The sequence below is a fragment of the Gluconobacter sp. P5B12 genome (genome assembly GCF_018812035.1).
Classification (GTDB): Bacteria; Pseudomonadota; Alphaproteobacteria; order Acetobacterales; family Acetobacteraceae; genus Gluconobacter.
Genome location: NZ_JACRVV010000003.1, coordinates 169,081 through 195,649, shown reverse-complemented (window position 1 = coordinate 195,649; position 26,569 = coordinate 169,081). Strand labels below are relative to the sequence as shown.

Annotated in this window: 25 protein-coding genes and 1 tRNA gene; 9 read left to right on the top strand and 17 right to left on the bottom strand. The window is 56.3% G+C overall.

Features of this window, described 5'->3' with window-relative positions; all coding sequences use genetic code 11:
* Positions 1-36 precede the first annotated feature (36 nt).
* Positions 37-792, top strand: a complete 756-nt coding sequence (gene ubiG / locus KP702_RS07725) for a bifunctional 2-polyprenyl-6-hydroxyphenol methylase/3-demethylubiquinol 3-O-methyltransferase UbiG (protein ID WP_215768740.1) — start codon at positions 37-39, stop codon at positions 790-792.
* A gap of 41 nt (positions 793-833) precedes the next feature.
* Here ubiG and KP702_RS07720 read toward each other — a convergent pair whose 3' ends face one another.
* From KP702_RS07720 to KP702_RS07690, 7 genes are all read right to left on the bottom strand, one after another.
* Complete coding sequence (locus tag KP702_RS07720) at positions 834-2,105, bottom strand: lactonase family protein (protein WP_202207378.1); 1,272 nt, start codon at positions 2,103-2,105, stop codon at positions 834-836.
* A 105-nt stretch (positions 2,106-2,210) separates the two neighbouring features.
* A complete protein-coding gene (locus KP702_RS07715) occupies positions 2,211-2,687 on the bottom strand; it encodes a DUF2147 domain-containing protein (RefSeq protein WP_202207377.1) in 477 nt (158 codons plus the stop codon).
* Complete coding sequence (grxC, locus tag KP702_RS07710; protein ID WP_202207376.1) at positions 2,688-2,945, bottom strand: glutaredoxin 3; 258 nt, start codon at positions 2,943-2,945, stop codon at positions 2,688-2,690.
* 7 nt (positions 2,946-2,952) lie between these two features.
* Positions 2,953-3,726 carry a ComF family protein gene (locus KP702_RS07705; protein WP_256445514.1) on the bottom strand — a complete coding sequence of 258 codons (774 nt, stop codon included), beginning with the start codon at positions 3,724-3,726 and terminating at the stop codon, positions 2,953-2,955.
* 9 nt (positions 3,727-3,735) lie between these two features.
* Complete coding sequence (locus KP702_RS07700) at positions 3,736-3,918, bottom strand: DUF3553 domain-containing protein (protein WP_202207374.1); 183 nt, start codon at positions 3,916-3,918, stop codon at positions 3,736-3,738.
* Between the two features lie 181 nt (positions 3,919-4,099).
* The gene (gene galU, locus KP702_RS07695) at positions 4,100-4,978 is read right to left on the bottom strand and encodes a UTP--glucose-1-phosphate uridylyltransferase GalU (protein WP_202207373.1); all 879 of its coding nucleotides are present in this window, start codon (positions 4,976-4,978) and stop codon (positions 4,100-4,102) included.
* A gap of 213 nt (positions 4,979-5,191) precedes the next feature.
* Positions 5,192-5,277 (bottom strand) — tRNA-Leu (locus tag KP702_RS07690).
* A 75-nt stretch (positions 5,278-5,352) separates the two neighbouring features.
* Between KP702_RS07690 and lipB the strand changes: the two genes are divergently transcribed.
* On the top strand, positions 5,353-6,036 hold the full coding sequence (gene lipB / locus KP702_RS07685; RefSeq protein WP_202207372.1) for a lipoyl(octanoyl) transferase LipB: 684 nt from the start codon (positions 5,353-5,355) through the stop codon (positions 6,034-6,036).
* Here the strand turns inward: lipB and KP702_RS07680 are convergent.
* Both KP702_RS07680 and KP702_RS07675 read right to left on the bottom strand, forming a co-directional pair.
* Positions 6,017-6,610: an outer membrane lipoprotein carrier protein LolA gene (locus KP702_RS07680; RefSeq protein ID WP_202207371.1), complete on the bottom strand. Its 594-nt coding sequence runs from the start codon at positions 6,608-6,610 to the stop codon at positions 6,017-6,019. The two genes, lipB and KP702_RS07680, sit on opposite strands and share 20 nt — an antisense overlap.
* Positions 6,607-6,897, bottom strand: coding sequence for a BolA family transcriptional regulator (locus tag KP702_RS07675; protein WP_202207370.1), 291 nt, complete (start codon positions 6,895-6,897; stop codon positions 6,607-6,609). Before KP702_RS07675 ends, KP702_RS07680 begins: the two co-directional genes overlap by 4 nt.
* Before the next feature lie 67 nt (positions 6,898-6,964).
* Here KP702_RS07675 and KP702_RS07670 point away from each other — a divergent pair, with 67 nt between their 5' ends.
* The 3 genes from KP702_RS07670 (at position 6,965) to KP702_RS07660 (ending at position 10,556) form a co-directional block, all read left to right on the top strand.
* A complete protein-coding gene (locus KP702_RS07670) occupies positions 6,965-7,579 on the top strand; it encodes a J domain-containing protein (protein ID WP_202207369.1) in 615 nt (204 codons plus the stop codon).
* A gap of 78 nt (positions 7,580-7,657) precedes the next feature.
* A complete protein-coding gene (cobS, locus tag KP702_RS07665) occupies positions 7,658-8,674 on the top strand; it encodes a cobaltochelatase subunit CobS (protein ID WP_215768739.1) in 1,017 nt (338 codons plus the stop codon).
* A 7-nt stretch (positions 8,675-8,681) separates the two neighbouring features.
* A complete protein-coding gene (locus KP702_RS07660) occupies positions 8,682-10,556 on the top strand; it encodes a cobaltochelatase CobT-related protein (protein ID WP_215768738.1) in 1,875 nt (624 codons plus the stop codon).
* On the opposite strand, the gene KP702_RS07655 is transcribed toward KP702_RS07660, so the two are convergent.
* Together KP702_RS07655 and KP702_RS07650 are read right to left on the bottom strand one after the other, a co-directional pair.
* A complete protein-coding gene (locus KP702_RS07655) occupies positions 10,525-11,937 on the bottom strand; it encodes an aspartate aminotransferase family protein (RefSeq protein WP_215768737.1) in 1,413 nt (470 codons plus the stop codon). The genes KP702_RS07660 and KP702_RS07655 overlap by 32 nt on opposite strands.
* A 73-nt stretch (positions 11,938-12,010) precedes the next feature.
* Complete coding sequence (locus KP702_RS07650; RefSeq protein WP_215768736.1) at positions 12,011-12,829, bottom strand: DUF1217 domain-containing protein; 819 nt, start codon at positions 12,827-12,829, stop codon at positions 12,011-12,013.
* 110 nt (positions 12,830-12,939) lie between these two features.
* Between KP702_RS07650 and KP702_RS07645 the strand changes: the two genes are divergently transcribed.
* The gene (locus KP702_RS07645; RefSeq protein ID WP_215768735.1) at positions 12,940-13,812 is read left to right on the top strand and encodes a DUF2125 domain-containing protein; all 873 of its coding nucleotides are present in this window, start codon (positions 12,940-12,942) and stop codon (positions 13,810-13,812) included.
* Between the two features lie 27 nt (positions 13,813-13,839).
* On the opposite strand, the gene mfd is transcribed toward KP702_RS07645, so the two are convergent.
* Complete coding sequence (gene mfd, locus KP702_RS07640; protein ID WP_202207364.1) at positions 13,840-17,340, bottom strand: transcription-repair coupling factor; 3,501 nt, start codon at positions 17,338-17,340, stop codon at positions 13,840-13,842.
* Positions 17,341-17,412: 72 nt separating this feature from the next.
* Between mfd and recG the strand changes: the two genes are divergently transcribed.
* Together recG and KP702_RS07630 are read left to right on the top strand one after the other, a co-directional pair.
* Positions 17,413-19,515: an ATP-dependent DNA helicase RecG gene (gene recG, locus KP702_RS07635; protein ID WP_202207363.1), complete on the top strand. Its 2,103-nt coding sequence runs from the start codon at positions 17,413-17,415 to the stop codon at positions 19,513-19,515.
* A gap of 95 nt (positions 19,516-19,610) precedes the next feature.
* On the top strand, positions 19,611-21,287 hold the full coding sequence (locus KP702_RS07630) for a GGDEF domain-containing phosphodiesterase (RefSeq protein ID WP_202207362.1): 1,677 nt from the start codon (positions 19,611-19,613) through the stop codon (positions 21,285-21,287).
* A 66-nt stretch (positions 21,288-21,353) separates the two neighbouring features.
* On the opposite strand, the gene KP702_RS07625 is transcribed toward KP702_RS07630, so the two are convergent.
* Entirely contained in the window at positions 21,354-22,358 is a 1,005-nt protein-coding gene (locus tag KP702_RS07625; protein ID WP_202207361.1) for a lipid A deacylase LpxR family protein, read from the bottom strand.
* A 287-nt stretch (positions 22,359-22,645) separates the two neighbouring features.
* On the opposite strand from KP702_RS07625, the gene KP702_RS16455 reads away from it, so the two are divergent.
* Positions 22,646-23,395 carry a cold-shock protein gene (locus KP702_RS16455; RefSeq protein ID WP_202207360.1) on the top strand — a complete coding sequence of 250 codons (750 nt, stop codon included), beginning with the start codon at positions 22,646-22,648 and terminating at the stop codon, positions 23,393-23,395.
* A gap of 121 nt (positions 23,396-23,516) precedes the next feature.
* Here KP702_RS16455 and smpB read toward each other — a convergent pair whose 3' ends face one another.
* From smpB to KP702_RS07600, 4 genes are read right to left on the bottom strand one after another with little or no spacing between them, the layout of a single operon-like run.
* Positions 23,517-24,011, bottom strand: a complete 495-nt coding sequence (smpB, locus tag KP702_RS07615) for an SsrA-binding protein SmpB (RefSeq protein ID WP_202207359.1) — start codon at positions 24,009-24,011, stop codon at positions 23,517-23,519.
* Between the two features lie 8 nt (positions 24,012-24,019).
* A complete protein-coding gene (dapA, locus tag KP702_RS07610) occupies positions 24,020-24,970 on the bottom strand; it encodes a 4-hydroxy-tetrahydrodipicolinate synthase (protein ID WP_202207358.1) in 951 nt (316 codons plus the stop codon).
* Positions 24,967-25,803, bottom strand: a complete 837-nt coding sequence (locus KP702_RS07605) for a prephenate dehydratase (protein ID WP_202207357.1) — start codon at positions 25,801-25,803, stop codon at positions 24,967-24,969. Before KP702_RS07605 ends, dapA begins: the two co-directional genes overlap by 4 nt.
* Positions 25,803-26,528, bottom strand: coding sequence for a 3-deoxy-manno-octulosonate cytidylyltransferase (locus KP702_RS07600; protein ID WP_202207356.1), 726 nt, complete (start codon positions 26,526-26,528; stop codon positions 25,803-25,805). The genes KP702_RS07605 and KP702_RS07600 overlap by 1 nt, the downstream gene beginning before the upstream one ends.
* Positions 26,529-26,569: the final 41 nt, after the last annotated feature.

Here is a 26,569-nt window from a genome sequence, read left to right as displayed (position 1 = left end):
GACGGCATCATGCGGGCACACAGAAGGACAGTTCTGATGGCCTCAGAAACCGTTTCCGGAAGCACCTCACATCGCTCTTCCGTTTCCGATTCCGAAATCGCCCATTTCAGTGCGCTGGCCAAGGACTGGTGGAATCCGCGTGGCCCAATGGCCCCTTTGCACGCCATGAACCCCCTGCGAACGGACTGGGTCGCTTCACGAACGATCTCTCTCAAGCCGTCCGAAGGAAAACGCCTTTCCCTGCTCGATATTGGCTGCGGCGCAGGCCTCGCCAGCGAAGCTTTTGCAAAGCTGGGGTTCGAGACACTCGGCCTTGATGCAAGCCCGGACGGGATCGAAGCCGCCCGTGCCCATCAGGCTACCTACCCACTACCACCGAGTGCCGCACATCTGACTTATCGTAATGGCAGCGCGGAAGACCTGGTCGAGGAAGGTGCAGAATTCGACGTTGTTTCAGCTCTGGAAGTTATCGAACACGTCAACGATCCGCAGGATTTTCTGCACATGCTCGCAACCCTGACCCGACCGGGAGGCATGGTTGCAGTGTCCACGATGAGCCGCACACCGCGTTCATTCGCTATGGCAAAGCTGGGAGCAGAATACCTTCTGCGTATGCTGCCTGTCGGAACACATGACTGGAAGAAATTCATCAAGCCGGAAGAACTGGCAGCCATGGCGCGTAACGCCGGTCTGCGCATGACCGACATTGCCGGCATGAGCTACCTGCCCCCGCGCTGGCGCACAACGCGCGACACCGGCGTGAACTACATCGCGATGTTTACGAAGGGCTGAAACAAAAAAGGCGCTCCGAAGAGCGCCTTTTCCATTGAATGTCAGACCTGCGTGTTCATGAACGCAAACGTCGTCGGGCTACCGACAGGCGTAAAGTTTTCAGTAAACGCAAGCTGCCCGGTGTTCTTGTCCACCTTGAAGGACGTCACCGCATCCGAACGCTGGTTGGCGCAGAACAGGAACGTCCCGGACGGATCGAACATCATGGCGCGGCCATAATCGGCATGCATCCAGACTTCATCCTGCAGGGACAGCGTTCCATCCGCAGCAATCGCGAACACAGCCAGCGAATCGCCCAGGCGGTTGGACGCGTAGACATACTTGCCGCTGGCCGAAATCAGAATTTCCGCAGCCAGCGTCGAGCCACGGAAATGCGGCGTGACAGTGCTGACCGTCTGGATATTCGTGATCGCACCCGTCAGCGGGTCAAAAGTGGACACAACAATCTTCGAGTTCTGCTCGCACAGATTGTACATGATGCGTCCAGAGTGATTGAACTCGAAGTGACGCGGCGCAGAGCCGGGTTCCATCTCGTAATAGGGTGTCTTTGCCGGAATCAGCTTTCCAGTCGCCAGATTCAGCATCCAGACATAGACGCGATCCAGCCCCGCATCATCCGCAATCACGAAGCGTCCACTTGGATCAGAACGAATCATATGCGGATGAGAGCCGGAATGATCGGAAACCGCAAAATTTCCCTGCGGATTATCGGATGCCCGCTCTGGCTGACGCGGCCCGGTATTATGGACCACATCCGTCGCGTCACCCAAGGACCCATCGCTACGGATAGGCAGAACCGCAACGCACCCGCCAACATAATTCGCGACCAGAACATAACGGCCAGAATGATGCACACTCAGATGGGCCGGGACCGCCCCGCCAGAGCTAACGCTATTGAGCTTACGCAGAGAGCCGGTCTTCTGATCAACGGCGAAAGCCGTGACAGATCCGTCACCATCCTTGTTGAAATCGTCGATTTCACTCAGGGCATACAGAAAGCGATTATCTGCGGAAAGCGTAATGAAAGACGGGCTGGCAATGTCAGTGTAGGTGGTGATCGGCGTCAGAACACCTGACTCGCGGTCCATCTCGAACACCGCAATACCCTGCCCGTTTCCAGCTCCTCCTGGAGGCGCGTGTTTTGTATATCCTCCGACGAAACATATCGTCTTGGAAACAGGCTTGGGCGGTGGCGGGGGAACGGGAATAATTTTCGGTTCGTCAGCGGCATAAGACGTGCCTGCCACGCTGGCGCCAACCGCACCAGCAGCCAGCCCGAGCGCAAAATCGCGGCGGGAAAGAGGGTGGGACATAGTGGTTCCACGGTCCTTTCAGTTCGGCAGAAGCAGAGACCTGAAATTGGTCTGCATGTTTCTGGCAAACCATATCAGAGAGACATGGCCTACCATTGTAGTTTCTCAGTGAGGCTGCGGAGACATCTTACACTGTGGCCCAAATGAGCCTCCGGTATATCGCGTCCAGGTCTCGGTCTGCCCCAGAAGCGGCATTCCCAGAACAAAGCCACGCAGCTTTAGAACATTTGGCTCGGAGAGCCAGATGTATGCCTGATAGATACGTCCGCTTCGTGGATCAAGGATGTGACCCCGCCATTTCTGGTCTTCTGCTGCTACAAAATCTGTCAAAATCCAAAGATGGCACTCTGCACGGCCCCAAACGTCCTTCGGCATCTCCCCGTCATAGTCCATCCCGACGAGCTTGCCGCAAAGGGCATTTCCGCAATGCTCGATAGAGAACACACCGTCTTTACCCGCGGATAGCCAAAGGCCTAGCTCGGAAGGCTCGGAGGTTGCCTGAGGGATTGCCGGTGCTGCCGCATATCCCATGAAGGGTATCGTGCAGAGCAGTGCGCCAGCAAGAAGCCGTCCCCAGCGCATTCAGGCACCGCCAAGCAGAGAATCAAGCCGCCCAGCCCGATCCAAAGCCACGATATCATCACATCCTCCTAGAGACTGCCCATTTACGAACACCTGAGGGACAGTCCTGCGGCCCGAGCGACTGATGGATTCTTCACGCTCACGGGTCCCATGTGGCGCATTGATTTCCTTAAACGCCACACCCTTTGATCTCAGAAGATCAACAGCATGAACACAATAAGGGCATCCCGGTTGGGTAAAGATTTCGATTTTTGACATAAAGTTCTTACTCCTCGGGATACGGAACGTCCTGTTCATCGCCTTTGCAGGTCCGCGCTGCAACAAGAATATCCACCGACAATGCCCCGGCCTTCAAAAGGGCGCCAGTGCAAACAGAAGCAGTTGCACCTGTCGTCAGAACATCGTCCACCAGAAGAACGGCCTGCCCTTCAATTCGTTTTTTCCGCCCGGCGCGCACAACAATCGTGTCAGCGATTTCCCTTTGACGCTCCTTGGCAGATAAACGCGCCAGTGGCCTGGTTGCCCGGCGCCTCTCAAGACCATCAGCAAGCACGGGAACGCCACTTCTGCGGGATAAACCATGCGCCAGTAGAGCGGCCTGATTATATCGTCGTCGCCACAGCTTGGTCCGATGCATTGGAACGGGGATCAGAAGGGTCGCTTGATCCAGCAAGACACATCCTGCGCGAGACATTTCCTGCACAAGGATATGTGCGTTCTCGGTCCGATCAGAATATTTCAGGGGAAGAATAAGCCGCCTGGACCAGTCATCATACTCAAAGGCAGCCCGTGCAGACCGCCAGACCGGAGGACGCAACTGACAGGATACACAGATATTTCGTGTACCCCCGAAGGCCTCATTAGAGAGCGAAACGCCACATTTTTCACAGCATGGAAAAATAATCCTCCGAGCTGCAGAAAAACAATCGGAACAGAAAGCACCATTCGTCACGACGTCTGCTCCACATACTCCGCAAACTGGAGGAAGCAGGACGTTCAGGGCGTTGCGGCTATACTTCGCGAATAAAGAGCGGATCAAAGGCTGAGATCAGCCTTTAACCAATTTCAGCTCCACACGTGACGCATCAATCAGAATTTTACCCTCATTCTGAAAATTGACCGTAACACGCTCGCCGATTGCAGATTGCACCTGCCCCCATCCCCACTCAGGAAAATCAGGATGCTGAACAATCTGACCTGGCTCTAAAAAAGACTGAAATGGCATGGACATGACACCCTTCATGACATGAGAGGCGCATTGTTGCCCAGCATTTTCGCCAAAACCCCGCTGCGAAGATTCTGTGATAGCCGTCCGTCATGAGGGCAAAAAAAAAGAGCTTTATCGTTTAATGATAAAGCTCTTCCTTCTTAAATCAGCACTACCATCAGGCAATAATGCTGTGTTCTAAAGATCAAACGGCGTCGACATACTTTTTAAGAAACGCCTTAACCGCATCCCCAAGATCAGGACGATCAATAGAGAACGCGATCTGTGCTTCCAGGAAGCCCGCCTTGTCACCACAGTCGTAACGTGTGCCTTCGTAACGCAATCCATGGAACGGAACATGCCCAATCATCTTGGCCATGGCATCCGTAAGCTGCACTTCGTTACCGGCACCGCGCTCTAGCTTGGCAAGATGCTTCATCACATCAGCCGTCAGAACGTAGCGTCCAATGATGGACAGGTTGGAGGGGGCATCTTCAGGGTTTGGCTTTTCAACCAGCCCCTTCACCTCAACCAGTTTGCCGTCGTCGGCACCGACATCAAGAATGCCATAACGGTTCGTGTGCTCACGCGGCACTTCCGTAACAGCGACAACGTTGCCGCCGGTCTGGTTGTACGCATCCACCAGCTGAGCAACACAGCTACGGCCGCTCTTTACAATGTCATCTGGCAGCAGAATAGCGAAAGGGTCGTCCCCAATGAAAGAACGAGCACACCAGATTGCGTGTCCCAATCCCAGCGGCTCCTGCTGACGCACAGCGACGAGAGAACCCGCCTGAACGCTGCTTGGCTGAAGGGCTTCAAGCGCACTTTTCTTTCCACGCTCTCTCAGCGTCGCTTCAAGCTCGTAAGCAATATCGAAATAATCGATCAGGCTGTCTTTGCCACGCCCCGTAACAAGACAGAACTCTTCGATGCCAGCTTCACGGGCTTCGTCGATAGCGTACTGAATCAGAGGCTTGTCGACGACAGGAAGCATTTCCTTCGGCATCGCCTTAGTAGCGGGAAGGAAACGCGTTCCTAGTCCTGCAACGGGAAGGACTGCTTTTTTTAAGGGCTTGATCACGAAACCTCACACATCAGCCAAGACATCATTTGACCACTGCCTCGAAGGCAAACAGCGTTCAGATGAAAACATCGTTAGGCATAACTGTGGATGAGCAGTCTGGCAACAAAATGGCACAGACAGAAAAACATCACACTGATGCCTTAACTTTGGCATTCAGGGTGAGTTTTATTTTTTATTTTCGAGATTTTTTCCATCACTTCAGAAGAGTGATGGTGCGGCCGAGAAGACTCGAACTTCCACGGGGTTGCCCCCACAAGCACCTCAAGCTTGCGCGTCTACCATTCCGCCACGGCCGCCCCGTGACAAACCGTCTTGTGTAGTGCAAGACCGTCCGGTGAGGGGCGATATAGCTGATGCCTGAAACGAGAGCAATGACCAGAAACGATATTTATGAAGAAATTTTGTGGAAAAAATCCGACGGGCTAACGCCGTACCCTGATGCTCTGAACTTCATGGCCACTCGCTCGCGCCAAATCCACGAGGGAACAGCCGATCCCGTTGTCTGGCTTGTAGAGCACCCCCCCGTCTTTACGGCCGGAACATCCGCAAAGCAGCAGGATCTCTATAATCCACATCACTATCCTACTTATGAGGCAGGCCGTGGCGGTCAGTGGACGTATCATGGGCCAGGTCAGAGATTGGCTTACGTTCTCCTGAATCTCAGCCACCAAAACGGCACGATACCCCCCAAGGATCTTCGCGCTTTCGTCAAAGGACTTGAAACCTGGCTTATTGAGACCCTCAAACACCTCGGTGTAACGGCTTTTACGAGAGAAGGACGCATCGGCGTCTGGGCCTTTGATCCTCTTACAGGCGAGGAAGCCAAGATCGCTGCGCTTGGTATCCGGGTCAGCCGATGGGTCAGCTGGCACGGCGTCTCGATCAACCTTGATCCAGCCCTTGATGACTTTGACGGCATCGTTCCCTGCGGAATACGGGAATTCGGCGTCACCAGCCTCAGGCGCTTCAACCCGGCTCTTTCCATGGAAGAACTGGATCGTGCGCTAGCCGCATCTTGGCCAGCGCATTTCGGCTCTATCCCCCGGGAGGAGTAAAAACGGTAGGGGTTACTGCTACCCCCTCCACTACATTTCCTAGAGATACGCTGAAATGATTCTGCCGGGCATCCACACCCTGCAGACCAATAAGCAGCAGTTTTCCACCCGTATCGGAGAATTGGAGCGTCAACAGCCCTTGGGAAGGGTTGTCCGCCTCAGCAACCGAAACCTGAAGCGATCCCTGCCCGCGCCGCACGTCAGTCACCTGAATCCCACGGTCAAACCGAATCGGATAATGAAGCAGGAGCCCCAAGGGGTTCCTCTTCAGGGACAGATGGGTCACAGCCCCGCTATCCATATCATCCAGAACCAGATGACCATCCCCGGCCACAAGTTCCATTGTGTGAGGCGTCACGTAATCAAGTCGCAGATGCCCGGGCATGTAAACGAATCGTCCGGCACTGACCCCATTATCAGGGCCAGTCTGATTGAAAGACGCCTGCATCCCGGTCACACCGTTCATGTAGGTTTCAATTCTATGAACGTCTGCCTGCTGGTCTGCAGGGAGATGCCCGTACCCACTCGTGGCGCAGCCAGACAGAAAAAGAAGAGCTAGAAGTGCACGCTTCATGGAGTAGCTTCTCCGTGCAGAACAAGAGACAGGGCATGAAGCCCTGTTTCAAACTCTCCCGCCAGCAATCCGTTCACCAAGCGATGCCGGGCAATCCGGTTCAATCCGTCAAACTTCGCACTGGTGATGGCGACATTGAAATGCGTTTCTCCCGTACTTCCCAAAGCTTTTGCTCCAGCATGATGGGCATGACGGGCACTGTCATCCTGAATTTCAAGCACGCTCGGCGCCAGTTCCCGCTGGAGAATTTCAGCTATTCGATCCCGTCTGGTGAGGGGCTGCGTCATGGTCAATTAAATCCGACTTGGTTTGTCCGCTTGCATCAAACGGCTCACATTGCCCATATCAGACACCATGCAGCGTAAATCTACCAGACATCGGGCTTTTGACCCCGATCCAGAGGCACCAGACCAGACCTGCGATCATCCAGGCTGTGCGGAGCCTGCCGGCTACCGTGCTCCCCGCGGGCGCGATGCCCTGCGGTCCTACTTCTGGTTCTGCCTTCAACACGTTCGCGACTATAACGCGCGATGGGACTTCTATCGCGGCATGACACCGGCCCAGATCGAAGCCCAGCTCAGAGCTGACACGTCGTGGCAGCGCCCTTCGTGGAAACTTGGGACTGGTACAGCACAGAAAGCCGAATTCAACGAAGAAGATGTTCTGGACCCTCTGGATATTCTCGGCGCCAGCCGCCGCGACAGAGCCCAGCGCGCCAAGGACAGTGCGCGTCAGCGCGCCGCAGCTGATGGCCCACCAGAACCGCTTCGACTGCCTCTCGCAACGTTGGACCTGACATGGCCCGTGTCGTTGGATGACGTCAAAAGCCGATATCGTGCCCTTGCCCGCCGTCACCACCCTGATGCGAATATTGGCGACAAGCAGGCTGAAGAGCGTTTCAAGGCCATTGGATCCGCGTACGCCGTGCTGAAAACGCATTTCAGTCGCGAGTCAGAGTTCGTTTCCTGATTTTCTCTCTGGAAGAATAGAGCCTAAAGGCCCATCTTTTCAGAACATTCCTGAATTCAATGAAAGTCCGCCAGTCTCATGAGTGATTTCGCGACGATCGACGCCCTGGAAACCGTCACCACCGCCGAAAGTTCTGCGGTCCCAACCAGTGTTCTTGGTGCGCCCGACCTCACGGTGTCTTCGCGTGAAGTCTTCGGCATCAAGACTGACATTCAGGTCCCGGCCTATTCCGTCCGCACAGAGCATGTCCCCGATATCGACTCATCGTACAAGTTCGATGAAGATACGACGCGCGCCATCCTTGCAGGCTTTGCCTTCAACCGTCGCGTGATGGTTCAGGGCTTCCACGGAACCGGAAAATCCTCCCACATTGAGCAGATCGCTGCGCGCCTGAACTGGCCTTGCGTCCGTATCAACCTCGACAGCCACGTGTCCCGTATTGATCTCATCGGCAAGGACGCCATCGTGCTGCGCGATGGCAAGCAGGTAACGGAATTCCGTGAAGGTTTGCTGCCTTGGTGCCTGCAGCATCCGTGTGCGCTGATTTTCGATGAATATGACGCAGGCCGTCCGGACGTGATGTTCGTGATCCAGCGCGTTCTCGAAGCAGAAGGTCACCTTACCCTTCTGGACCAAAACCGCGTGATCCGTCCCAACCCGGCCTTCCGACTCTTTGCGACCGCAAATACCGTTGGCCTTGGTGACACGACAGGCCTGTATCACGGCACGCAGCAGATCAATCAGGGCCAGATGGATCGCTGGAACATTGTCGCGACCCTGAACTATCTGCCGCTTGAACAGGAAGTTGCGATTGTCACCTCCAAGCTGAAAATCGGTACGGAAGACAAGGACAAGACGAAGATGGTCGAACGTATGGTCGCTCTGGCCAACCTGACACGCTCGGGTTTTATGGCCGGAGACATCTCCACAGTCATGTCCCCACGAACTGTCATTGCCTGGGCTGAGAACTTCAATATTTTCAATGATGTCGCATTCGCATTCCGTCTCACCTTCCTGAACAAGTGTGACGAAGCCGAGCGCGGTATTGTCGCGGAATACTACCAGCGCTGTTTCAACACCTCCCCGGTGGAGTAAAAAAACCTTGTCCGCGCCCAAGAACTCCCCTCCTGACGAAAACCGTCAGGAAGGTTTCCGCCGCGCCACAATCGCAACCCTTCGCGCCATGGGCGGCACGCCTGAACAGAGCGTGGATTTTCAGGGTGCGGTTGTTGGCAATAGGCTGCCCGCTCCGCCGGCACCTGATGCCGTGCAACTGCCCTACCTGTCCCGCAGCATGCACGACCGCGAAATTCAGAAAATTCGCGGAGCGGCCGATGCTGCGGCGCTGAAGCTGCGCTACCACAAGAGTGGCCTGAACGCGCAGTTTCCAGAGCCACAAGCTCAGGAGGCGTTTAACGTCCTCGAACAGGCGCGCTGTGAAGTTTACGGCTCCCGCCATATGGCCGGCGTTCGTGCCAATCTTGACCAGCGTGTCATCCAGCAGTGTGCCGAAGCTGGATGTAACCGCATGGCGACCAAGGACGAAATGCCTGCCGCCATGGCTCTGAGCCTGCTAGCTCGGGAGGCCATGTCAGGAGAGCATACCCCTTCGCAGGCTGGCCCGGCGCTGGAAGCCTGGCGTGCGTCCCTCTCTCCGTCAGCCAAAAACGCACTGGCGGAAATGGCTGTCACGCAATCTGACCAAAAAGCCTTCGCACGCGCGATCACGCATCTGCTCGGCGCCTGCCAGCTCACAGAACTTCCAGAGGAAATCGAACAACAGGCCCCCTCCGAGGATTTGTCTGAAGACGAACAGCCTTCCGAAGATGAAGCTGCCGTCCCGCAGGAAGATCAGCAGACACCAGCAGGCGATGAGCCTGATCAGGAAGATGGCTATCAACCGGAAAGCGGCGAAAGCGGAATAACAGGCGAAACTGAAGCGTCCTCCGACGCACTCGATTCGCCCGAGACCGGCTCGGAAGAAGCTGCGGGCCCTTCTGAGCAGTCAGGCGAAGGCACTGCCGTCGGTGGCAACTCAAGCTACAAGGCTTACACCACAAGGTTCGATGAAGAAGTCGGAGCTGCCGAGCTCTGCGATCCCGACGAGTTGGACCGGCTACGCCAGCAGCTCGACCAGCAGCTTGTTCAACTTCAGGGCCTGATTTCCCGTCTCGCGCATCGTCTGCAACGGCGGCTCATGGCTCAGCAACAACGCCGCTGGGAGTTCGAGCAGGAGGAGGGCATCATTGATGCCGGGCGCCTATCCCGCGTCGTCACGAACCCCACCATGCCGCTCTCGTACAAGTATGAATGCGAAATGGAGTTCCGCGACACAGTCGTCACACTCCTCATCGACAACTCAGGCTCAATGCGTGGCCGCCCAATTGGAACTGCTGCAATATGCGGCGATATTCTCGCCCGCACGTTGGAGCGCTGCGGCGTGAAAGTCGAAGTTCTGGGCTTCACGACGCGTCAATGGAAAGGTGGTCAGAGCCGGGAGCAATGGGTGAAAAATGGGCGCCCACCCGAGCCAGGACGCCTGAATGACCTGCGTCACATCATCTACAAAGATGCAGATACACCCTGGCGCCGGGCCCGGAAGAACCTTGGCCTCATGCTGCGTGATGGTCTCCTCAAGGAGAACATTGACGGCGAATCGCTGCTTTGGGCCTGGAAGCGCCTGAAACGGCGTCCGGAACACCGTCATATTCTCATGGTGATTTCAGATGGTGCGCCTGTGGATGACAGTACGTTCTCCGCCAATCCGCACAACTATCTTGAAAACCATCTGCGTGAGGTCATCAAGCGGATCGAAAGCGATCGGAACACGGAACTTCTGGCTATTGGTATTGGCCATGACGTTACGCGGTACTATCGACACAGCGTAACCATCAGTTCCGCCGAAGACCTCGGCGGCACCATGATGGCTCAGTTGAGTGAACTGTTTACCCCCGCCGGTCAGCGGCGAGTGCGATAACGGCATCCAGCATACGGTCGGTATCGGCGGTCGTGGTGCGGTGATTAACAATCGCCGCCCTCACCGCCAACCGACCGTTGATCCGCGTTGTGGATGGGGCCGCCACGCCGCTTTCATGCAAATCCTGCACCAGCTCGGAAACACCCTGATCTGACAGACCTTCTATTCCGAAGCAAACAATATTCAGCGTTACTGGCGCGAGCAGGACGAGCCCGGGCGTAGCCTGAACGCAGCGCGCAAGATGCTGTGCAACGTCACAACATTCTTCCACCATCTGCCCCATACGCTGTGAGCCATAATGGCCCAGCGTCATCCAGACTTTGAGCGCCCGGAACCCGCGGGAAAGATCTGGCCCGAAATCACAGAACCATGGCGCGCCACTCGCAAGCCCTCTGGCTTCGCGCGTCAGATAGTCGAGCGACTGAGCAAACGCTGCCGCATGAAGTTCACGATTCCTCACCAGAACGCAGCCCGCGTCGTAGGGGACTTGTGCCCATTTATGAAAATCGAATGCCAGACTGTCAGCCTTTTCAATGCCGGAAAGCTGCGCCTTGAAACGTGACGACAAACAGGCCAGCGCACCAAAGGCTGCATCCACATGAAACCAGAGGCCGTTCTCCCGTGCGATAGTTTCGATCCCCTGAAGATCATCAATAGCACCGCAATCCACCGTTCCGGCCGTTCCAGCTACCATAAAGGGCACCAACCCGCTCTGTCGGTGCTCGGTGATCATCTGGCGCAGTGCTGCAAGATCCATCCGATGATCATCCGTCACCGGAACACGGCGCAAAGCCTCGCTTCCGAAACCAGCAAGATCAAAGGCACGAGGTAGACACCCGTGGGCTGTTGTCGCGGCATATCCAACCATTCTGCTCTGCCCAACGCCATGCCGTCGTAACGACGGATCACGCGCCCGACTGGCCGTAATGATGCTGATGAAGTTGGCCATGGACGAGCCCGTCACGAGACAGCCCGACCCATCTTCCGGCATACCCACCATGGAAAGCGCCCAGCGGATAACTTCGCGCTCGACTTCATTGGCAGCATGACTGCGCCCCCCACAATTGGCGTTCATGCCGCCCGCCAGCATTTCTGCCAGCATCCCGACGGGTGTTCCGGCGCCATGCACCCACCCCATGAAACCCGGATGAGTATTTCCATTGCCATAGGGAACAACGAGCTCTGTAAAACGCTCATGCAGTTCTTCCAGAGAGGTCCCTTCGGCAGGAAAGCCCGTTCTCAGCTCATCCCTGGCTGCCTGCGGCATAGGACGCCAGACCGGGCCTTCCCCGACATGTTCCATGCGGTCAAACAGAGCATCCAGCATCTGATGACCCATGGCACGAATGCCGCTCCAGTCTTCAGGGTCCAGTCCCGCCATGAAGAGATCCTTTTCGCTGCCACGTTTCCCTAGCCGCGATACAGGCCTCCTCTCAGGATGTCACGCAACCGGATTAGAGAAGTGCGGAATACAGCGATGACGAGGAACTGCTACTGCTTCCTGTAAAAAGGGACAGAATACCGTCCGATGTCCCTCCACTTCCATAAAGTGTGAGCATACTGGCAGGCGTCGTAGATGCTTCAGGGCTGATTTGCAGAAGCGCCAGATATTGTTCAGCAAACCGCTGCACGCCTTGGGACGTACTAAGACGTGAAAGATCCAGCTTGTTCCCCAACAGTCGAACCTGTTGGTCGTAATCCAGTGCGCCAAACTGGGTTGTATCGAACCCACACACTTTTTCCGCCACCTTCAACAGTTTCGGATCTGCCATGATGCTGGAAAGCTTCATGTCTGACGTGACGGTTCGGGTAAAATAAAGAGCATCCCCAAGGCCCGGCGTCTCGTCCTGAACACTGCTTTCATACCCGTTCGTCAGGTAATTCTGGGCGATTTTAGACAAAGTGTCTTCTGACGAGAGGGGAGACGTCGACCAGTCTGAAAACGCGGTCGCAAACGCTTTCCAGGACGCATTCCCGCTTCTCTGTGCCAACGACTTGGAAGACGTAGGGTCCTGCGTCATGAGCTGCTTAAGGACGGCCGTCTGATCAATATTGGAAGACATGTTATAGGCGCCAAGAACGACCTTCAGCGCCTTGTAGTTCTTCAGAAGCTGATCAGGCGTCGTGATGGAAGAGGCCTCAGCTTTGAACGCCGTCAATGCCTGCTGCGAAGATGAACTGGTCTTTTCCCATCGGTTCACGGAGGCCTGTTCGTCTTTCACGATGAACAGGTATTGCGGCACCGCTGGCATGGCGGAAATGGACGAAGACATGCACACTCACCCGCAAGGAAGGATTATGGGGAACCATTGTCTCTCCATAATCCTAAGAGAGTCTTAACAGTCTTTCTGTCTGAGAGATCAGACACCACAGCATTGAGGGCATGATGTCTTTTAAAACCCTTCTCGTAACAGCATTAGCGACGGCTCTGCCTTCCTTCGCGTCACCTGCTCTCGCAGACACGCTTCCGAACATTCCTGCGTCCTGCTTCACCTATTCCCTGAACGGGCACCAGGCTGCCGCCCACGGCTTTTCAGCATCAGGCCTGCACGCCACCCTGACAGGAACCGGCATCGGCCTCGATATCGGGCCTGTCACCCTGAAAGACCCCAAAGGCGCAGTCACGGAAGCCAAGCTGGAACAGTTCAATGCAACGGCCGCTTATGCAGCACTGAGCGCTTTCCGTGGCGGTATCAGCCCAGCCTGTCAGGGGCAGGACGCCACCATTACAGTCCACAACATCCATGAAGGAACGCCAGAAGCCTCATGGAGCAGCGTAAAGCTGTCCCGCCCTGGTCACACAATGACCATCCAGCACGCGACAATCAACGCAGTCCAGACCAGCCCTGAGCTCCGCATCAAGGTCAATGGAACAGGCATTCACGACTCGAAACAGCCTCTTATTCCATCGTCCCTGTCCGCCGATCTGTCCGTAAGCGGCCTCTCCGGCTCCTCACAGCAGATCACGATCAACGCCCTGCATGCCATTTCCGGAAGCAGCACTATTGATGGCACAGGAACCATTCAGATCGGCTCTTCAGCCGCAACATCCACCGCAGACACCCATGTCAGCATCACCAATGTTGCACAGTTGATCGAGGCCATTCGCCAGACAGCCCCAACCAAAGTGGTCACCGCCCTTACCATTGCCCGCCTGATGGGACGCCAGAGCGGCGACACCACCACGTGGGATATTGCCCTTCAGGGCGGCGTAGCGACGGTCAACCGTATTCCGCTCCCTATCGCCGTTCCCTGAGTGCCACTGCGGAAGCTGGAAAGACGCTTAGTCGGCGTCTTCCAGTTTCCGCACGAGTTTGCACAGAACGGTCGTTACTTTCTTCGCAAAACCAATGCGGGTGGCGTTCGTCATTTCGCGAATAATGGCCAGCTTCTGATCGGGGCGGATCTTCACGCCCGAATCCTTCTTACGAGTCGCCCAATCGATCAGCCCGGCAGGGTTCTGGAACCGGTTCTTGCGGAACTGAAGCACCATACCCTTCGGCCCGGCTTCCAGACGCTCCACACCAGCCTCACGGCACAGACGCTTGATGAGCACGACGTCCAGAAGATTCCCCACCTCTGGCGGCAAGGATCCGAACCGGTCTACAAGTTCAGCGCGCATGGCCTCGACTTCCGCTTCTCCGGTCAAGGATGCGATACGCCGATATAGCCCCAGCCGAACCGGCAGATCAGGCACATAAGTGTCTGGAATCAGCACAGGCAATCCGAGGATAATATTCGGCGTCCAGCTGTCTTCTTCCTCCGCCTTTCGACCGCGTTCGCGACGCAGATCCAGAACGGCATCTTCCAGCATCTGCTGATACAGCTCGATCCCGACTTCCTTGATATGCCCGGACTGCTCATCCCCCAGCAGATTTCCAGCACCACGAAGATCCAGATCGTGCGATGCCAATGTGAAGCCTGCGCCGAGCGAGTCGAGCGTCTGCATGATTTCCAGACGTTTTTCAGAGGCGGCCGACAATGGGTTCGTCTGCGGCCAGGTCAGATAGGCATAGCCACGCTGCTTGCCTCGCCCCACACGCCCGCGCAGCTGATAAAGCTGCCCCAGGCCAAACATATCTGCCCGATGAATAATAATCGTATTCACGCTGGGCATATCGAGACCACTCTCCACAATATTGGTAGAGAGCAGGATGTCATATTTGCCGTCGGCAAATTCGGTCATGACGCGTTCCAGTTCAGTCGGCGTCAAACGTCCATGCGCCTGAACGACCTTCGCATCCGGAACAATCTCGGCCAAGCGCTCTGCCATCCGGTCCAGATCAGCGAGTCGCGGCAACACACAGAACACCTGCCCACCGCGGAAACGCTCACGCTGAATCGCTTCGCGGATCATGACGCTGTCAAACGGCGTAATAAACGTGCGAACTGCGAGACGATCCGTCGGCGGCGTCGCAATCAGGCTCATTTCCCGCACACCGGACAGGGACAGCTGGAGCGTACGTGGCAGCGGCGTGGCTGACAGTGTCAGGACATGCACGTCTTCCCGCAGAGCCTTGAGCTTTTCCTTGTGAGAGACACCGAAATGCTGCTCTTCATCAATGATCAGCAGGCCCAGACGTTCGAAAGAGACCGTCTTGGCCAGAAGGGCATGCGTCCCGATGACGATATCCAGACGGCCGTCCGCCATCTCTTCGCGGACTTTTGTCGCTTCCTTGGGTGTCACCATGCGTGACAGTTGTCCGATCCGAACCGGCAGACCTTCGAATCGCGCCACAAAGCCACGGTAATGCTGACGAGCCAGAAGCGTTGTCGGAACAACAACAGCCACCTGCATTCCTGAGAGCGCGGCAACAAAAGCCGCACGCAAGGCAACTTCGGTTTTTCCAAAGCCGACGTCTCCACACACCAGCCGGTCCATTGGGCGACCGGAGCTCATATCCTCTAGAACATCAGCGATCGCACGAGACTGATCTTCCGTCTCCACGAACGGGAAACGGGCGCAGAACTCGTCCCACAGCCCCTCTGCCGGCGCGAGCGTCGGAGCTTCACGCAATGCACGCGCAGCAGCCGTCCGAATCAGTTCACCCGCCATGATGCGGATGCGCGATTTCATCTTGGCCTTACGGGCCTGCCAGGCCGTACCGCCGAGCTTGTCGAGCTGGACGCTGGCTTGCTCCGAACCAAAACGGCTCAGGAGTTCGATGTTCTCTACCGGCAGAAGAAGACGCTGCTCTCCATCATACAGAATGGAAAGATAGTCATGCGCAACCAGCCCTTCGCGGATGGTCTCAAGCCCGACATAGCGTCCAATCCCGTATTCCTGATGAACAACGAGGTCCCCTTCGGAAATCTCGCCCACCTGAGAAATGAACTGTTCACCACGCTTCTTGCGACGAGGCGGCCGGGAAATACGCTCTCCCAGAAGGTCCTGTTCAGACACAAAACACAGACGATCTGAAACGAACCCACGCTCTAGCCCGAGAACGAGCAGACCAACTGTCCCTCGGGACATGCCTGCTGCGGACGGCCAGTCGTCATAACTTTCAACGCCGACGCCATGTTCCTGAAGCAGATGGGCGATCCGCTCCCGCGAGCCACGGCTCCAGGCCGTAACATACGTGCGGCGCCCGGACTGCGCCCACTCTTCAACCTGCTTGCCAAACGCTTCAAAAACACCCTCGCGAGACCCGTCCTTGGCCCGGGCAAAAAGCGGTCCGGGACGGCTTCCGGCTTCTACGCCTTCTCCCAGATCCGGCTTGCCAAATGCGTTCAGCAAAACAGATGGCGCCCTGGAGAGCATGGCATTCCAGCCATGCTGGTCCAGATAGAGACGATGCGGCGGAAGCGCCCGATACGGCATCTCGCCGTCTCGAACAGGAACACGACGCGCCTCATAGTGGTCGGCGATCATGTCCAGACGGGCTTTCAGAATCTCCGGTGCATGGCTGTCGAAGCTGATTGCAACGTCTGGCAGATAATCCAGCAGCGTTTCCATCTGGTGGCCATCGCCATCATGGAAAAGCGGCAGATAGTGCTCCAGACCCGGATAACGCCGCCCATCAGAGACGTTCTCATAAAGCGTGTCCGATGCAGCTGATGGCCCAAACGTATCACGCCATCCCGTGCGGAAAAGACTGATACTCTCCGGACTGAGAGAAAATTCCGAGACAGGCCGCAGCTCGAAACGCGCAAGCTTTTCCGTTGAGCGCTGAGTAGCGATGTCAAAGGCACGGATATTTTCGACTTCATCGCCAAAAAGGTCGAGGCGGATCGGGTCTGGTGCACCGGCTGGGAAAAGATCGAAAATGCCGCCCCGCGCCGCGAACTCACCCGCTTCCATGACCGTATCAGTCCGCGTGTAGCCATTGGCGACGAGAACCTCGATCAGGAGAGACTGATCGAGCATTTCACCCGTAGCCACACTGATGGACTGGCCTTTGAAAGCCGATCGTGGCGGAACGCGCTGCAACAGACTGTGCACGGTCGTCAGAACGATCCGGCGGGCTTTCGTCGGCTCCAGCAGACGACACAATGTTCCAACACGCTCAGCAACAAGGGCAGCATTGGGAGAGACACGATCGTAAGGCAGGCAGTCCCACGCGGGCAGGCGCAGAACTTCAACTTCCGGCATCAGATACGCCAGCATGTCCATCAGAGCCGCAACAGCAGCGTCGTCCCGCGCAACATGCAGAAACGGCCCTTCATGCTCTGCCAGCCGCTGGCGAAGCAGCAGCGCCACACTCCCGTCCGGGACACCCCAGACGGTCGGACCAAAGGATGTGAGGGGCATTTCACGGCTCATGGTTTCGTTTTGTTCCATCCTGCTCTTGCCCTATACCTGCCGTTCCAGACCCTGCCATACCAAGAAAAGCCCCGGGGAGCGCCCGTTGCAATGCAGTCCGAACAGCCCTCTCCAGATTTTCTTGCTCCACTCTTCGCACCACTGACGTCCCTGCCCGGAATCGGGCCAAGACATGCAAGTCTGCTGGAAAAGATCGCAGGGGGACGGCGCGTCCTGGACCTGCTGTTCACCCTTCCCGAGCGAATTGTTGACCGTCGTATTCTGCGCACAGTTGCCGCAGGACACAATCTCGCACCCGGAGAAATCCTGACAGCGCGTGTCCGTGTCCTCTCAATCCGCAAGGCTGCACGCCCCGGCCAACCCTCCATCATTCGCACAGAAGACGACACGGGAAGGCTGGATCTGGTTTTTTTCCAGCAGAAAAATATGCCTGCCCCCACCGTAGGGGCAGAGCTTCTTGTCTCGGGCAAGACCAGCCGGTTCCAGGGTGAGTTGACGATGCCCCAGCCGGATCATGTCACAACATGGGAAAAGCGTGATAGCTTTCCCAGACTTGAACCCGTCTGGCCCCTGACGGCGGGCCTGTTTCCCTACACAGTGCGCAAAGCCATGCGCGCGGCCCTGACGCTTCTGCCCGATTTTCCCGAATGGCAGGACCACGCCCTTGTCCAAAAGCGCCGCTGGCCAGCTTTTACACAGGCGCTGCATATCCTGCAGGCCCCGGAGAGTATTCCTGCTCATGTCGAATGGGCGCCAGTGCGAGAGCGCGCACTTTCCCGTCTTGCTGCGGATGAACTTCTCGCTGACCAGCTCTGTTTTGGACTGGCTCGCCTTAAAGCACGCAGCCGGATAGGCCGCAGCATGCCGGGCACGGGCGCACTCCAGACAGAGCTAAATCGTCGGTTTGGGCATAAGCCAACGTCGGCCCAGTCTTCAGCTATCATTGAAATCCGTCAGGACATGGCGGCCTCTGCTCCGATGATGCGTCTGCTGCAAGGAGACGTGGGCGCCGGCAAAACATTTGTCGCGATGAATGCCATGCTTCAAGCCGTGGAATCAGGTGCCCAGGCGGCCCTCATGGCGCCAACAGAAATTCTGGCACGTCAACATTTCGAGACGGTTTCCCGCCTTTGTCCCACCCAATGCGTTTATCTGAGCGGGACGATCAAAGGCGCAGCACGCCGCGAGACATTGGCGGCCATTGCCGATGGAACTGCGCGCATCATCGTCGGAACTCACGCCCTGTTTCAGGAAGGCGTGACGTTTGCGGACCTTGGACTGGCCGTCATTGACGAGCAGCACCGTTTTGGCGTGAAGCAACGGATGAATCTGAGCGCCAAGGGACAGGCAACAGATATTCTGGTCATGACCGCCACCCCTATTCCGCGAACGCTTCAGCTCATGGAATGGGGAGAAATGAGCGTAAGCCGCCTGGATTCCAAACCAGCAGGCAGGCAACCCATTCGCACGACCCTGCATAACATGGACGCCATGCCAGACATTCTGGCGGCCATATCTCGTGCCGTCGCTGACGGGGTTCAGGTTTTCTGGGTTTGCCCCCTCATTGAAAATAGCGAAACACAATCCGCAGCGGCAGCAGAAGAACGTTGGGCCATGCTGGGAGAACGCTTCCCCAACATCGTAGGGCTGGCCCACGGCAAGCAGGACATAGTTATTCGACAGGCTGCCCTCGAAGCATTCCGACGAGGTGAAACACGCATCCTGGTTGCCACAACCGTGATTGAAGTTGGTGTGGATATCCCTAACGCCTCCGTCATGGTGATCGAACAGGCAGAACGTTTTGGTCTGGCCCAGCTCCACCAGCTCCGAGGTCGCGTAGGTCGTGGATCAAAAAAATCCTTCTGCCTGCTACTGCATGATGGACTGGCAACACCAACCGCCGTCAGGCGACTTACACTTTTACGAGACACTAACGATGGATTTATGATTGCTGACGAGGATTACCGAATCCGAGGTGGAGGCGACCTTGCCGGGGACCGTCAGTCAGGCCTTCCGGGCTTCCGACTAGCCCAAGGAGCAAGAATTTCACTCCTTTTGACTGCAATGCAGCAAGATAGTGAGCGAGAACTGATGCGTAATCCATCTTTAAAAGGTTCTCGGGGCGAAGCATTGAGAATTATGCTAACGCTCTTTGACCGCTCCGAGCCCGACCGCCTTTTGATTTCTGGTTAAAGGACCTTTAAGAAAGAATTGTTAATCTGTCTTCCGAGAAGGAACTTTATCGTTCTTTGACGGTTTTACGACTTATCCATAATCGGGTTTACAGTATGTTCTCAACTGGTGACGATCAGCACGCAGCTTCTTTCCTGAAAGGGACGTCGTCCGCCAGTTACCTGCCTCTGCTCAGACTGGCGCGCTCCTTAACCGGCGCCTCCTCAGCGGGAATAATCGCCCTTTCAAAGCAGGCCTTACCGCTTGAAATTGCTTATGTCGGCGCTCCCCTCACCGATACGCTGGGTAATTTTCCTTTCGCTGAACTCTCTGCAACCCCCTCATCACAGACCTTCCAAGTCTCACAAGGGCTAACCGTTGCAGGGATCAGTATCGGCAGCGCGCATCGCCACATGCGAACGGCAACTTCTCTTTTTCTCCTGATTGCCGGTGAAACGACTGAGCTTTCAGGCCAGAAGACTTTGGACGCGCTTGAGGATCTCGCAAGCCTGACACGGAACCCGATTTACAACACAGGTTCTGTCCTGCCGAACCGCATGCAAAGCATGGAATCTGTGCAGTGGTACATCGAGCAGACTGCGACCCTGACAAGGCGGGCGAAGTTTGGATTAATACGTTTCAATCTCGATCACCTGTCTTTCATTAATGAACGTTACGGCTGGGACGTTGCCGACATCATTCTCGAAGAGATCATTCGGAGAATTGAAAAGCTTCTGCCGCAAGGCGCATTCCTTGGCGGCATGGGCGGCGGCAACTTTATCGTGCTGACGCCACCTGGCTATACGCAGGTAACAACACGATCATTAATGACATCCATCCTTCGGATTTCTGAAACTCCCGTTGCTCTTGCCAATTCCTCTTTGCCATTTTCTTTATCCGTTGGATGGGGAATGTTCCCGGAAGATGGGAATACGGTCGATGATCTTCTCACGAGCGCCAAGGCTGCACTCATGGAAGCCCAACGCCTCGGCGGTGGCCATGAAAGGCGCGCGGACGAAGAAACAACGCGGATGCATATCCTGTCCTCCAGCCTGGAACAGGATCTGGCCGTTGCCGTAGAACAGAACGGCCTGTTCCTGAACTGGATGCCGGTCGTTGACACAGCATCCCAGCAGATCGTAGCTCATGAAGCTCTTCTGCGGTGGACCAGACCGGGTTACGGCGAAGTCCCGCCCGCACTCTTCATTCGTTGCGCCGAAGAAGCAGGCCTTGTTGAGATGCTGGATAGCTGGAGTCTCAGAACAGCTTGCATGGCGGCGGCAAAATGGGATGTTCCTCACAGGGTCTGCGTCAATATCTCACCGGTCTGGCTGGTCAGCGAGCGCCTCTCAAAACTGGTCAAGGAAATCCTACAGGAGAGCGGCCTCGCCCCTGAACGCCTGCAGATTGAAATGTCCGAACCTCGCTTCTTCGGGCCGGAAGACATCACATTCCGTGAGTTGTCACGTGTCCGCGCGCTCGGTGTCAGACTTGCGCTTGATGATTTTGGCTCCGGCTTTTCATCTCTGGAGCGTCTACGCTTCTATCCCTTGGATCAGATCAAACTTGATCGCAGGTTTATCAACAGCCTTGGGGAAAATAATCGCGCGAACGAAGTCATGTGCGCGATTCTCGCACTTGCACGCGCCTTGAACATCACGACGTGTGCCAAAGGTGTAGAGACTGAATCCCAGATGGCCTTTTTAGACGCCTATGGGTGCGAAGAGGTTCAAGGATATCTCCTTGGCTCCCCGGTCGGAGATCAGGCTAAACCTGCGTCGCAATCCACTTAAGAAAAAAGCCCGTCCCGCTTTCTGCGGTCGGGCTTTTTAGTGTGGGCGTTACCCTAGAGTCTGGTCTTAGAATTTGACGGAGAGCTTGAGCGACCCGTAGTTGAACAGGCCAGCTTTCTGAGACTTGAACTGAGCCGTCTGCCAGTTCTGGCTATAGGAGAGACGCATGCCGTGCCACATGACGGCAACGCCGGCGTGAATTTCGCCAACATCCCAGACTTTCTCAACATGCGGCGAGTTGGGGCGCACTGTGTTGCCCTGCAACGACGCATCATACCCGACAGCCTGACCCTCTACGCCGCCATAAAAATACCAGGCAACAGGGCGCGTTCCACGGAAAGCATCCGTACCATCCAGCCCCGGCCCGATCGTGGAGTTGCCAAAGTCACTATCCAGCCCCTGACCGATGCGGAAGGTTGCAGCAGCGTCTGCATATGTCCGATAGTCACCTGCCGCTCCGGAAACCGCAGGCAGGACATCCATTCCGATGCCATAAACCTTGGCAACTGGCAGACGCCAGATTCGACCAGCCTGAATCTGCATGACCGGCTGATTCGCAAGCTGATGCTTCCAGCCTTTGTTCGGTGTATCGCTGATCAGGTTATGGAACCCGTTCTGCACCTGACGTCCCAGGCCTGCGGGGCCCATGACACCGAACTGGATTCCCATAACCGTACGGGACAGATCCGTATCGTTAATAAGATTGACCGTTCCGAGCATCAGGCCTGTGTAAGGGCGATCACCCTGCGGCGGCTGCGCCATCTGCGTTTCCCGCGGCGTAAAAATCAACTGCTGCAAACCGATGCTGATGCGCTGCATCCCATTTCCCATCAGGAAATGATTCAGATTCGCAATCGGCTCAGGAAGATTGTCGGTTCCTGACGTCCAGTTAATGCGCAGGCCAGATGTATAATACTGATCTGACGTCCCTTTTAGAGTAGAGACGGCATCATTCTCGCCCTGAATCGTCCAGGTGCCGTAAGGATCCTGCAAAGGCGTTGCCATGGCAGTCGAAGATGCCAGTGCGAGTAGGGCACAGGCCCCGAAGGAAAGAGTCAGTCGGGTCTGCATGGGCACCTCTGCATCTCGCGTACGATCAGGGTAATGACGCTATTAATTTGTGTCTTTATGTCATTACTGGGCATCAAAGCAAAGCCTTCGGAGCCCCTTGGTGGACTGAGACAATCTTAAAATCCGCGCGAGTTGGGCACTTCTCGCACTTTCGTTGTGGCAGTGCGGGAAAAAACCATGCTAGTGATTCCCTCAGAGGAAGGCCTGAGGCTTTTCTCACCTTTTTGAAATACGTCATGGCAGGGGATAGAAGCCCTCCGTGGCACCCCAGTCTCGGGATTAGACCGTTGAGAAACAACAGAACCGACCGCAGCTTTAACTCACCTCGCCGCGGCGGGTTTGACGGGGACTATTCGTCCCAGCCATCCTATGGTGACCGTGGCGGCTTCGGCGGCGGCGATCGTGGCGGCTTCGGCGGCGGCGATCGCGGCGGCTTCGGTGGCGGCGGTGGTGGTGGCTTCGGCGCACCTCGTCGCGGCGCAGGCAGCAGCTTCGTTACCGCTTCCGGCCCAGAAATCAGCTCCCGCGTTAAGTGGTTCAACACCGAAAAGGGTTTCGGTTTCGTTGAACTGGCTGACGGCTCGGGCGATGTCTTCCTGCACGCCAACGCTCTTGGCAACGCTGGCGTAAGCAGTGTCAACCCGGGTGCAACCGTGGTTGTTCGCATTGGCCAGGGTCCGAAGGGTCGCCAGGTTGCTGAAGTCATTTCCGTTGACGAAAGCACAGCTGAAGCTCCTCGCCCGCGCGCCCAGTTCGGTGCAGCTCCGCAGCCACGCTTCGGTGGCCCGTCAGCACGTCCGGGCCGTCCGGCTCCTGACCTGTCCGACGCACAGGACATCCGCGGCACCGTGAAGTGGTACAATGCCACCAAGGGCTTCGGCTTCATCACGCCTGACTCCGGCGGCAAGGACATCTTCGTCCACGCTTCCGCTCTCGAGCGTTCACAGCTCCCGACTCTCGACGAAGGCCAGGCGATTAACGTCAAGGTTGTTCAGGGTCAGAAGGGTCCGGAAGCTGCTGCAATCAACATCGATTGATTCGGTTGCTTCGGCATCTCGCTGAGCTTTAAGAAAAGCCGCTGTGGATTTTTCCACAGCGGCTTTTTTAATGGCTGTTTTTAAGAGTGTTCGTTTCCAAGCGGTTTCGACCCACCGGAAATTAGTAGTCCTTACCCTTGTTTCGGATCAGACGAGCCTTGTCACGTTGCCAGTCTCGCTCAGCGATTGCGTGTCGCTTGTCTTCTTTCTTCCGCCCCTGCCCCAAGCCAATCGTCACTTTTGCGACTCCGCGAGCATTGAAGTGAATATCCAGTGGCACAAGTGATGCGCCCGCACGCGTCACAGCGGACAGATAGTGCGCCACCTGTTTGCGGTGCAGCAGCAATTTGCGAGGTGCTCTGGGCTCAAAGCGGGAAAGGACACCCCCTTGATATTCCGGAATGTAGGAATTGAAGAGCCAGATTTCTCCATCACGTTCGGCGGCATAAGCCTCGGTAATGGTCGAACGTCCTAAGCGGAGGCTTTTGACCTCCGGTCCTTTTAGAACGATTCCTGCCTCTACGGTTTCCAGAATCGTATAATCGAACCGGCCTTTACGGTTCTGAGCGACGATCCCGTGAGAGATCATCCCGCTCTTCTCTTTTTTTCCGGCCATTAAAAATTTCAGTCCAATAGATCGAGAGATCGTAAAGCTGCATCGATAGCCTTGCGCGTTGCCTCCTGAGGCTCCACGAGCGGAAGGCGCAGCGTTGCATTGCATAGACCCAGCCGAGACATAGCGTATTTCACCGGCCCAGGGTTGCTCTCCATGAACATGGCATCATGCAGTGGAGAGAGACGATCCTGAATTTCGATCGCATCTTCGATTCGCCCTTCCTGCCAGGCACTATGCATTTCTGCGCACAACACAGGGACAACATTTGACGTTACACCAATGCAGCCATCGCCACCTGTCGCAAGAAACGACACGACGGTGTTGTCGTCGCCGGAAAGCTGGTTGAACGGCTTCTTCACATTCCGCCGCACAGCAATGGGGCGCGCCAGATTGGCTGTGGCGTCTTTCACCCCAGCAATATTGGGATGCTGAGCGAGGCGTCCCAATGTCTCCGGCGTGAGATCCACTACAGACCGACCCGGAATGCAGTATACGTGAATCGGAAGTGGCGTCGCGTCGGCGATCGTCATGAAATGGCGATACAGGCCTTCCTGGGTGGGCTTGTTATAATACGGAACTACAACCAACAGACTGCTCGCGCCCACAGAGTGAGCATGGCGTGCCATCTGCACAGCTTCAGATGTACTGTTTGAGCCAGCCCCGGCCATGACAGGAACGCGACCGTTCGATGTCTCAACGCAGTGCGCAATGATGCGGCCATGTTCCTCGTGCGACAGCGTGGGGCTCTCACCTGTGGTTCCTGCGGGCACAAGGCCACTGGTGCCAGCTTCAATCTGGCGCTCAATAAGCTTTGTCGCCACCTCGAAATCAATACGGCCATCCGTATCCATCGGAGTGATCAGAGCCGTCAGCGACCCCTGATACATGCCCGTCTCCACCATTGTCTCGCCTCTGCTCATCATGCGTTCCATCCTGCTCTTCCGATCCGCCAGCGTCATGCGCTGGAACGAGCAAGACTGCGTGGGTATGCACCCAGAATCTTCAAATTATCGCTGACATGCTCCAGCTCTTTCAACGCGGCAGCCAATGCGGGCTGCTCTGGATGTCCTTCAACATCCATCAGAAACTGCGTCGCCGCGAACGAGCCGTTCAGCATGTAACTTTCAATTCGCGTCATATTAATACCATGCCGCGAGAATCCACCCAATGCCGCGTAAAGCGCACCAGGTTTGTTGCCGACTCTCATCAGAAGAGTCGTTAATGTGTCGCCTCGAGCGGGGTCCGGGAAACTCGGGACTGGCGCGACGCGATAGAAGCGCGTCGTGTTATGAGCTGCGTCTTCAACGTTACGTCTTAAAATAACGAGCCCATTGAGCTCTCCGGCGAGCGAAGAAGCAATTGCAGCATCCTCCTTCCGTCCCCATTTCGCGACCATTTCGGCAGCACCGGCCGTATCGAATTCCGGCACGGCTTCGAGATCCAGCTCGTGAATGAGTTTGCGGACCTGCCCTAGTGCAACCGGATGCGTGTGAAGGCGTCGGATGTCAGAAATTTCAGCACCCGGCACTGCCAGCAGACAGTGCTCGACACGCTGAAAATGCTCACCAACGATATGCAGTCCAGCATCCGGCAGCAGAGAATGAATGTCAGGCACACGCCCGGCGAGCGAATTTTCACAGGCCAGAAGCGCTTCATCTGCCCGACCGACATGCACGGCCTCAATCGCAGCTGCAAAACTTGCGCAGGGAAGCGTTGTCCAACCTGGTCGAGCCTCTCGGCATGCAAGGTCTGAATAGGCGCCAGGCCGCCCCTGAAAAGCAATTACCGGCATCAGACCAATCCTCTCACTCGTTCCAGATCTTCTGTTGTATCCACACCTTGAGGAGCATGTTCTATCCGGGCACACCCGATGCTCATTCCTGCTTCCAGCGCGCGCAGCTGCTCCAAACTTTCACGCCGCTCCAGAGCCGACGGTGGCAGACTGACAAAGCGCTCCAACGCATTTCGACGCCAAGCATACACGCCAACATGATGCCAATGCTGCCCCGCGCCCCATGGAATGGGCATACGCGAAAAATAGAGAGCCCGTGTCACCGTGGCCTCGCCAAAGTCGCAGGCAATCTTGACCACCTGCTCGGCGTCTCGTTCCCAGTCTGACTGAACGGGAGCGGCCAGTGTGCCGATATCACAGGATGGATTTTCCAGTGGCTCGAGCACAGCGGTCAGACTGTCCGGATCAATCAAAGGCAGGTCTCCCTGCAGATTGATCACGACGTCATAAGTTCCTGTCGGGTCGAGTTTTTGAATGGCTGCATGCACACGATCCGAACCGCTCGCCAATGACGAGTCGGTCAGGACACCCTGAACGCCTTCCAGTCCACTAATGGCATCGAGAATGTCCTGATCGCCCGCAGCAACAACCACTGGTCCGATCTTTGCTTCCAGAGCCCGTTTCGCAACGCGGACAATCATGGGAAGACCGCCAATGTCTGCAAGGGGCTTGCGTGGGAGGCGGGTCGAGGCAAGTCTGGAGGGAATGACGATGATCGGACGCATGGCCCTTCTGATGCCGCCCGCCTGATCGGGCGTCAATCTCA

Bases quoted from the DNA above. Each gene is read 5' to 3' on its own strand.
- ubiG (WP_215768740.1), top strand. From the start codon at position 37: ATGGCCTCAGAAACCGTTTCCGGAAGCACCTCACATCGCTCTTCCGTT.
- KP702_RS07720 (WP_202207378.1), bottom strand. From the start codon at position 2,105: ATGTCCCACCCTCTTTCCCGCCGCGATTTTGCGCTCGGGCTGGCTGCT.
- KP702_RS07715 (WP_202207377.1), bottom strand. From the start codon at position 2,687: ATGCGCTGGGGACGGCTTCTTGCTGGCGCACTGCTCTGCACGATACCC.
- grxC (WP_202207376.1), bottom strand. From the start codon at position 2,945: ATGTCAAAAATCGAAATCTTTACCCAACCGGGATGCCCTTATTGTGTT.
- KP702_RS07700 (WP_202207374.1), bottom strand. From the start codon at position 3,918: ATGTCCATGCCATTTCAGTCTTTTTTAGAGCCAGGTCAGATTGTTCAG.
- lipB (WP_202207372.1), top strand. From the start codon at position 5,353: ATGACCAGAAACGATATTTATGAAGAAATTTTGTGGAAAAAATCCGAC.
- KP702_RS07680 (WP_202207371.1), bottom strand. From the start codon at position 6,610: ATGAAGCGTGCACTTCTAGCTCTTCTTTTTCTGTCTGGCTGCGCCACG.
- KP702_RS07675 (WP_202207370.1), bottom strand. From the start codon at position 6,897: ATGACGCAGCCCCTCACCAGACGGGATCGAATAGCTGAAATTCTCCAG.
- KP702_RS07670 (WP_202207369.1), top strand. From the start codon at position 6,965: ATGCAGCGTAAATCTACCAGACATCGGGCTTTTGACCCCGATCCAGAG.
- cobS (WP_215768739.1), top strand. From the start codon at position 7,658: ATGAGTGATTTCGCGACGATCGACGCCCTGGAAACCGTCACCACCGCC.
- KP702_RS07655 (WP_215768737.1), bottom strand. From the start codon at position 11,937: ATGGCGGGACTGGACCCTGAAGACTGGAGCGGCATTCGTGCCATGGGT.
- KP702_RS07650 (WP_215768736.1), bottom strand. From the start codon at position 12,829: ATGTCTTCGTCCATTTCCGCCATGCCAGCGGTGCCGCAATACCTGTTC.
- KP702_RS07645 (WP_215768735.1), top strand. From the start codon at position 12,940: ATGATGTCTTTTAAAACCCTTCTCGTAACAGCATTAGCGACGGCTCTG.
- mfd (WP_202207364.1), bottom strand. From the start codon at position 17,340: ATGGAACAAAACGAAACCATGAGCCGTGAAATGCCCCTCACATCCTTT.
- recG (WP_202207363.1), top strand. From the start codon at position 17,413: ATGCAGTCCGAACAGCCCTCTCCAGATTTTCTTGCTCCACTCTTCGCA.
- KP702_RS07630 (WP_202207362.1), top strand. From the start codon at position 19,611: ATGTTCTCAACTGGTGACGATCAGCACGCAGCTTCTTTCCTGAAAGGG.
- KP702_RS07625 (WP_202207361.1), bottom strand. From the start codon at position 22,358: ATGCAGACCCGACTGACTCTTTCCTTCGGGGCCTGTGCCCTACTCGCA.
- smpB (WP_202207359.1), bottom strand. From the start codon at position 24,011: ATGGCCGGAAAAAAAGAGAAGAGCGGGATGATCTCTCACGGGATCGTC.
- dapA (WP_202207358.1), bottom strand. From the start codon at position 24,970: ATGACGCTGGCGGATCGGAAGAGCAGGATGGAACGCATGATGAGCAGA.
- KP702_RS07605 (WP_202207357.1), bottom strand. From the start codon at position 25,803: ATGCCGGTAATTGCTTTTCAGGGGCGGCCTGGCGCCTATTCAGACCTT.
- KP702_RS07600 (WP_202207356.1), bottom strand. From the start codon at position 26,528: ATGCGTCCGATCATCGTCATTCCCTCCAGACTTGCCTCGACCCGCCTC.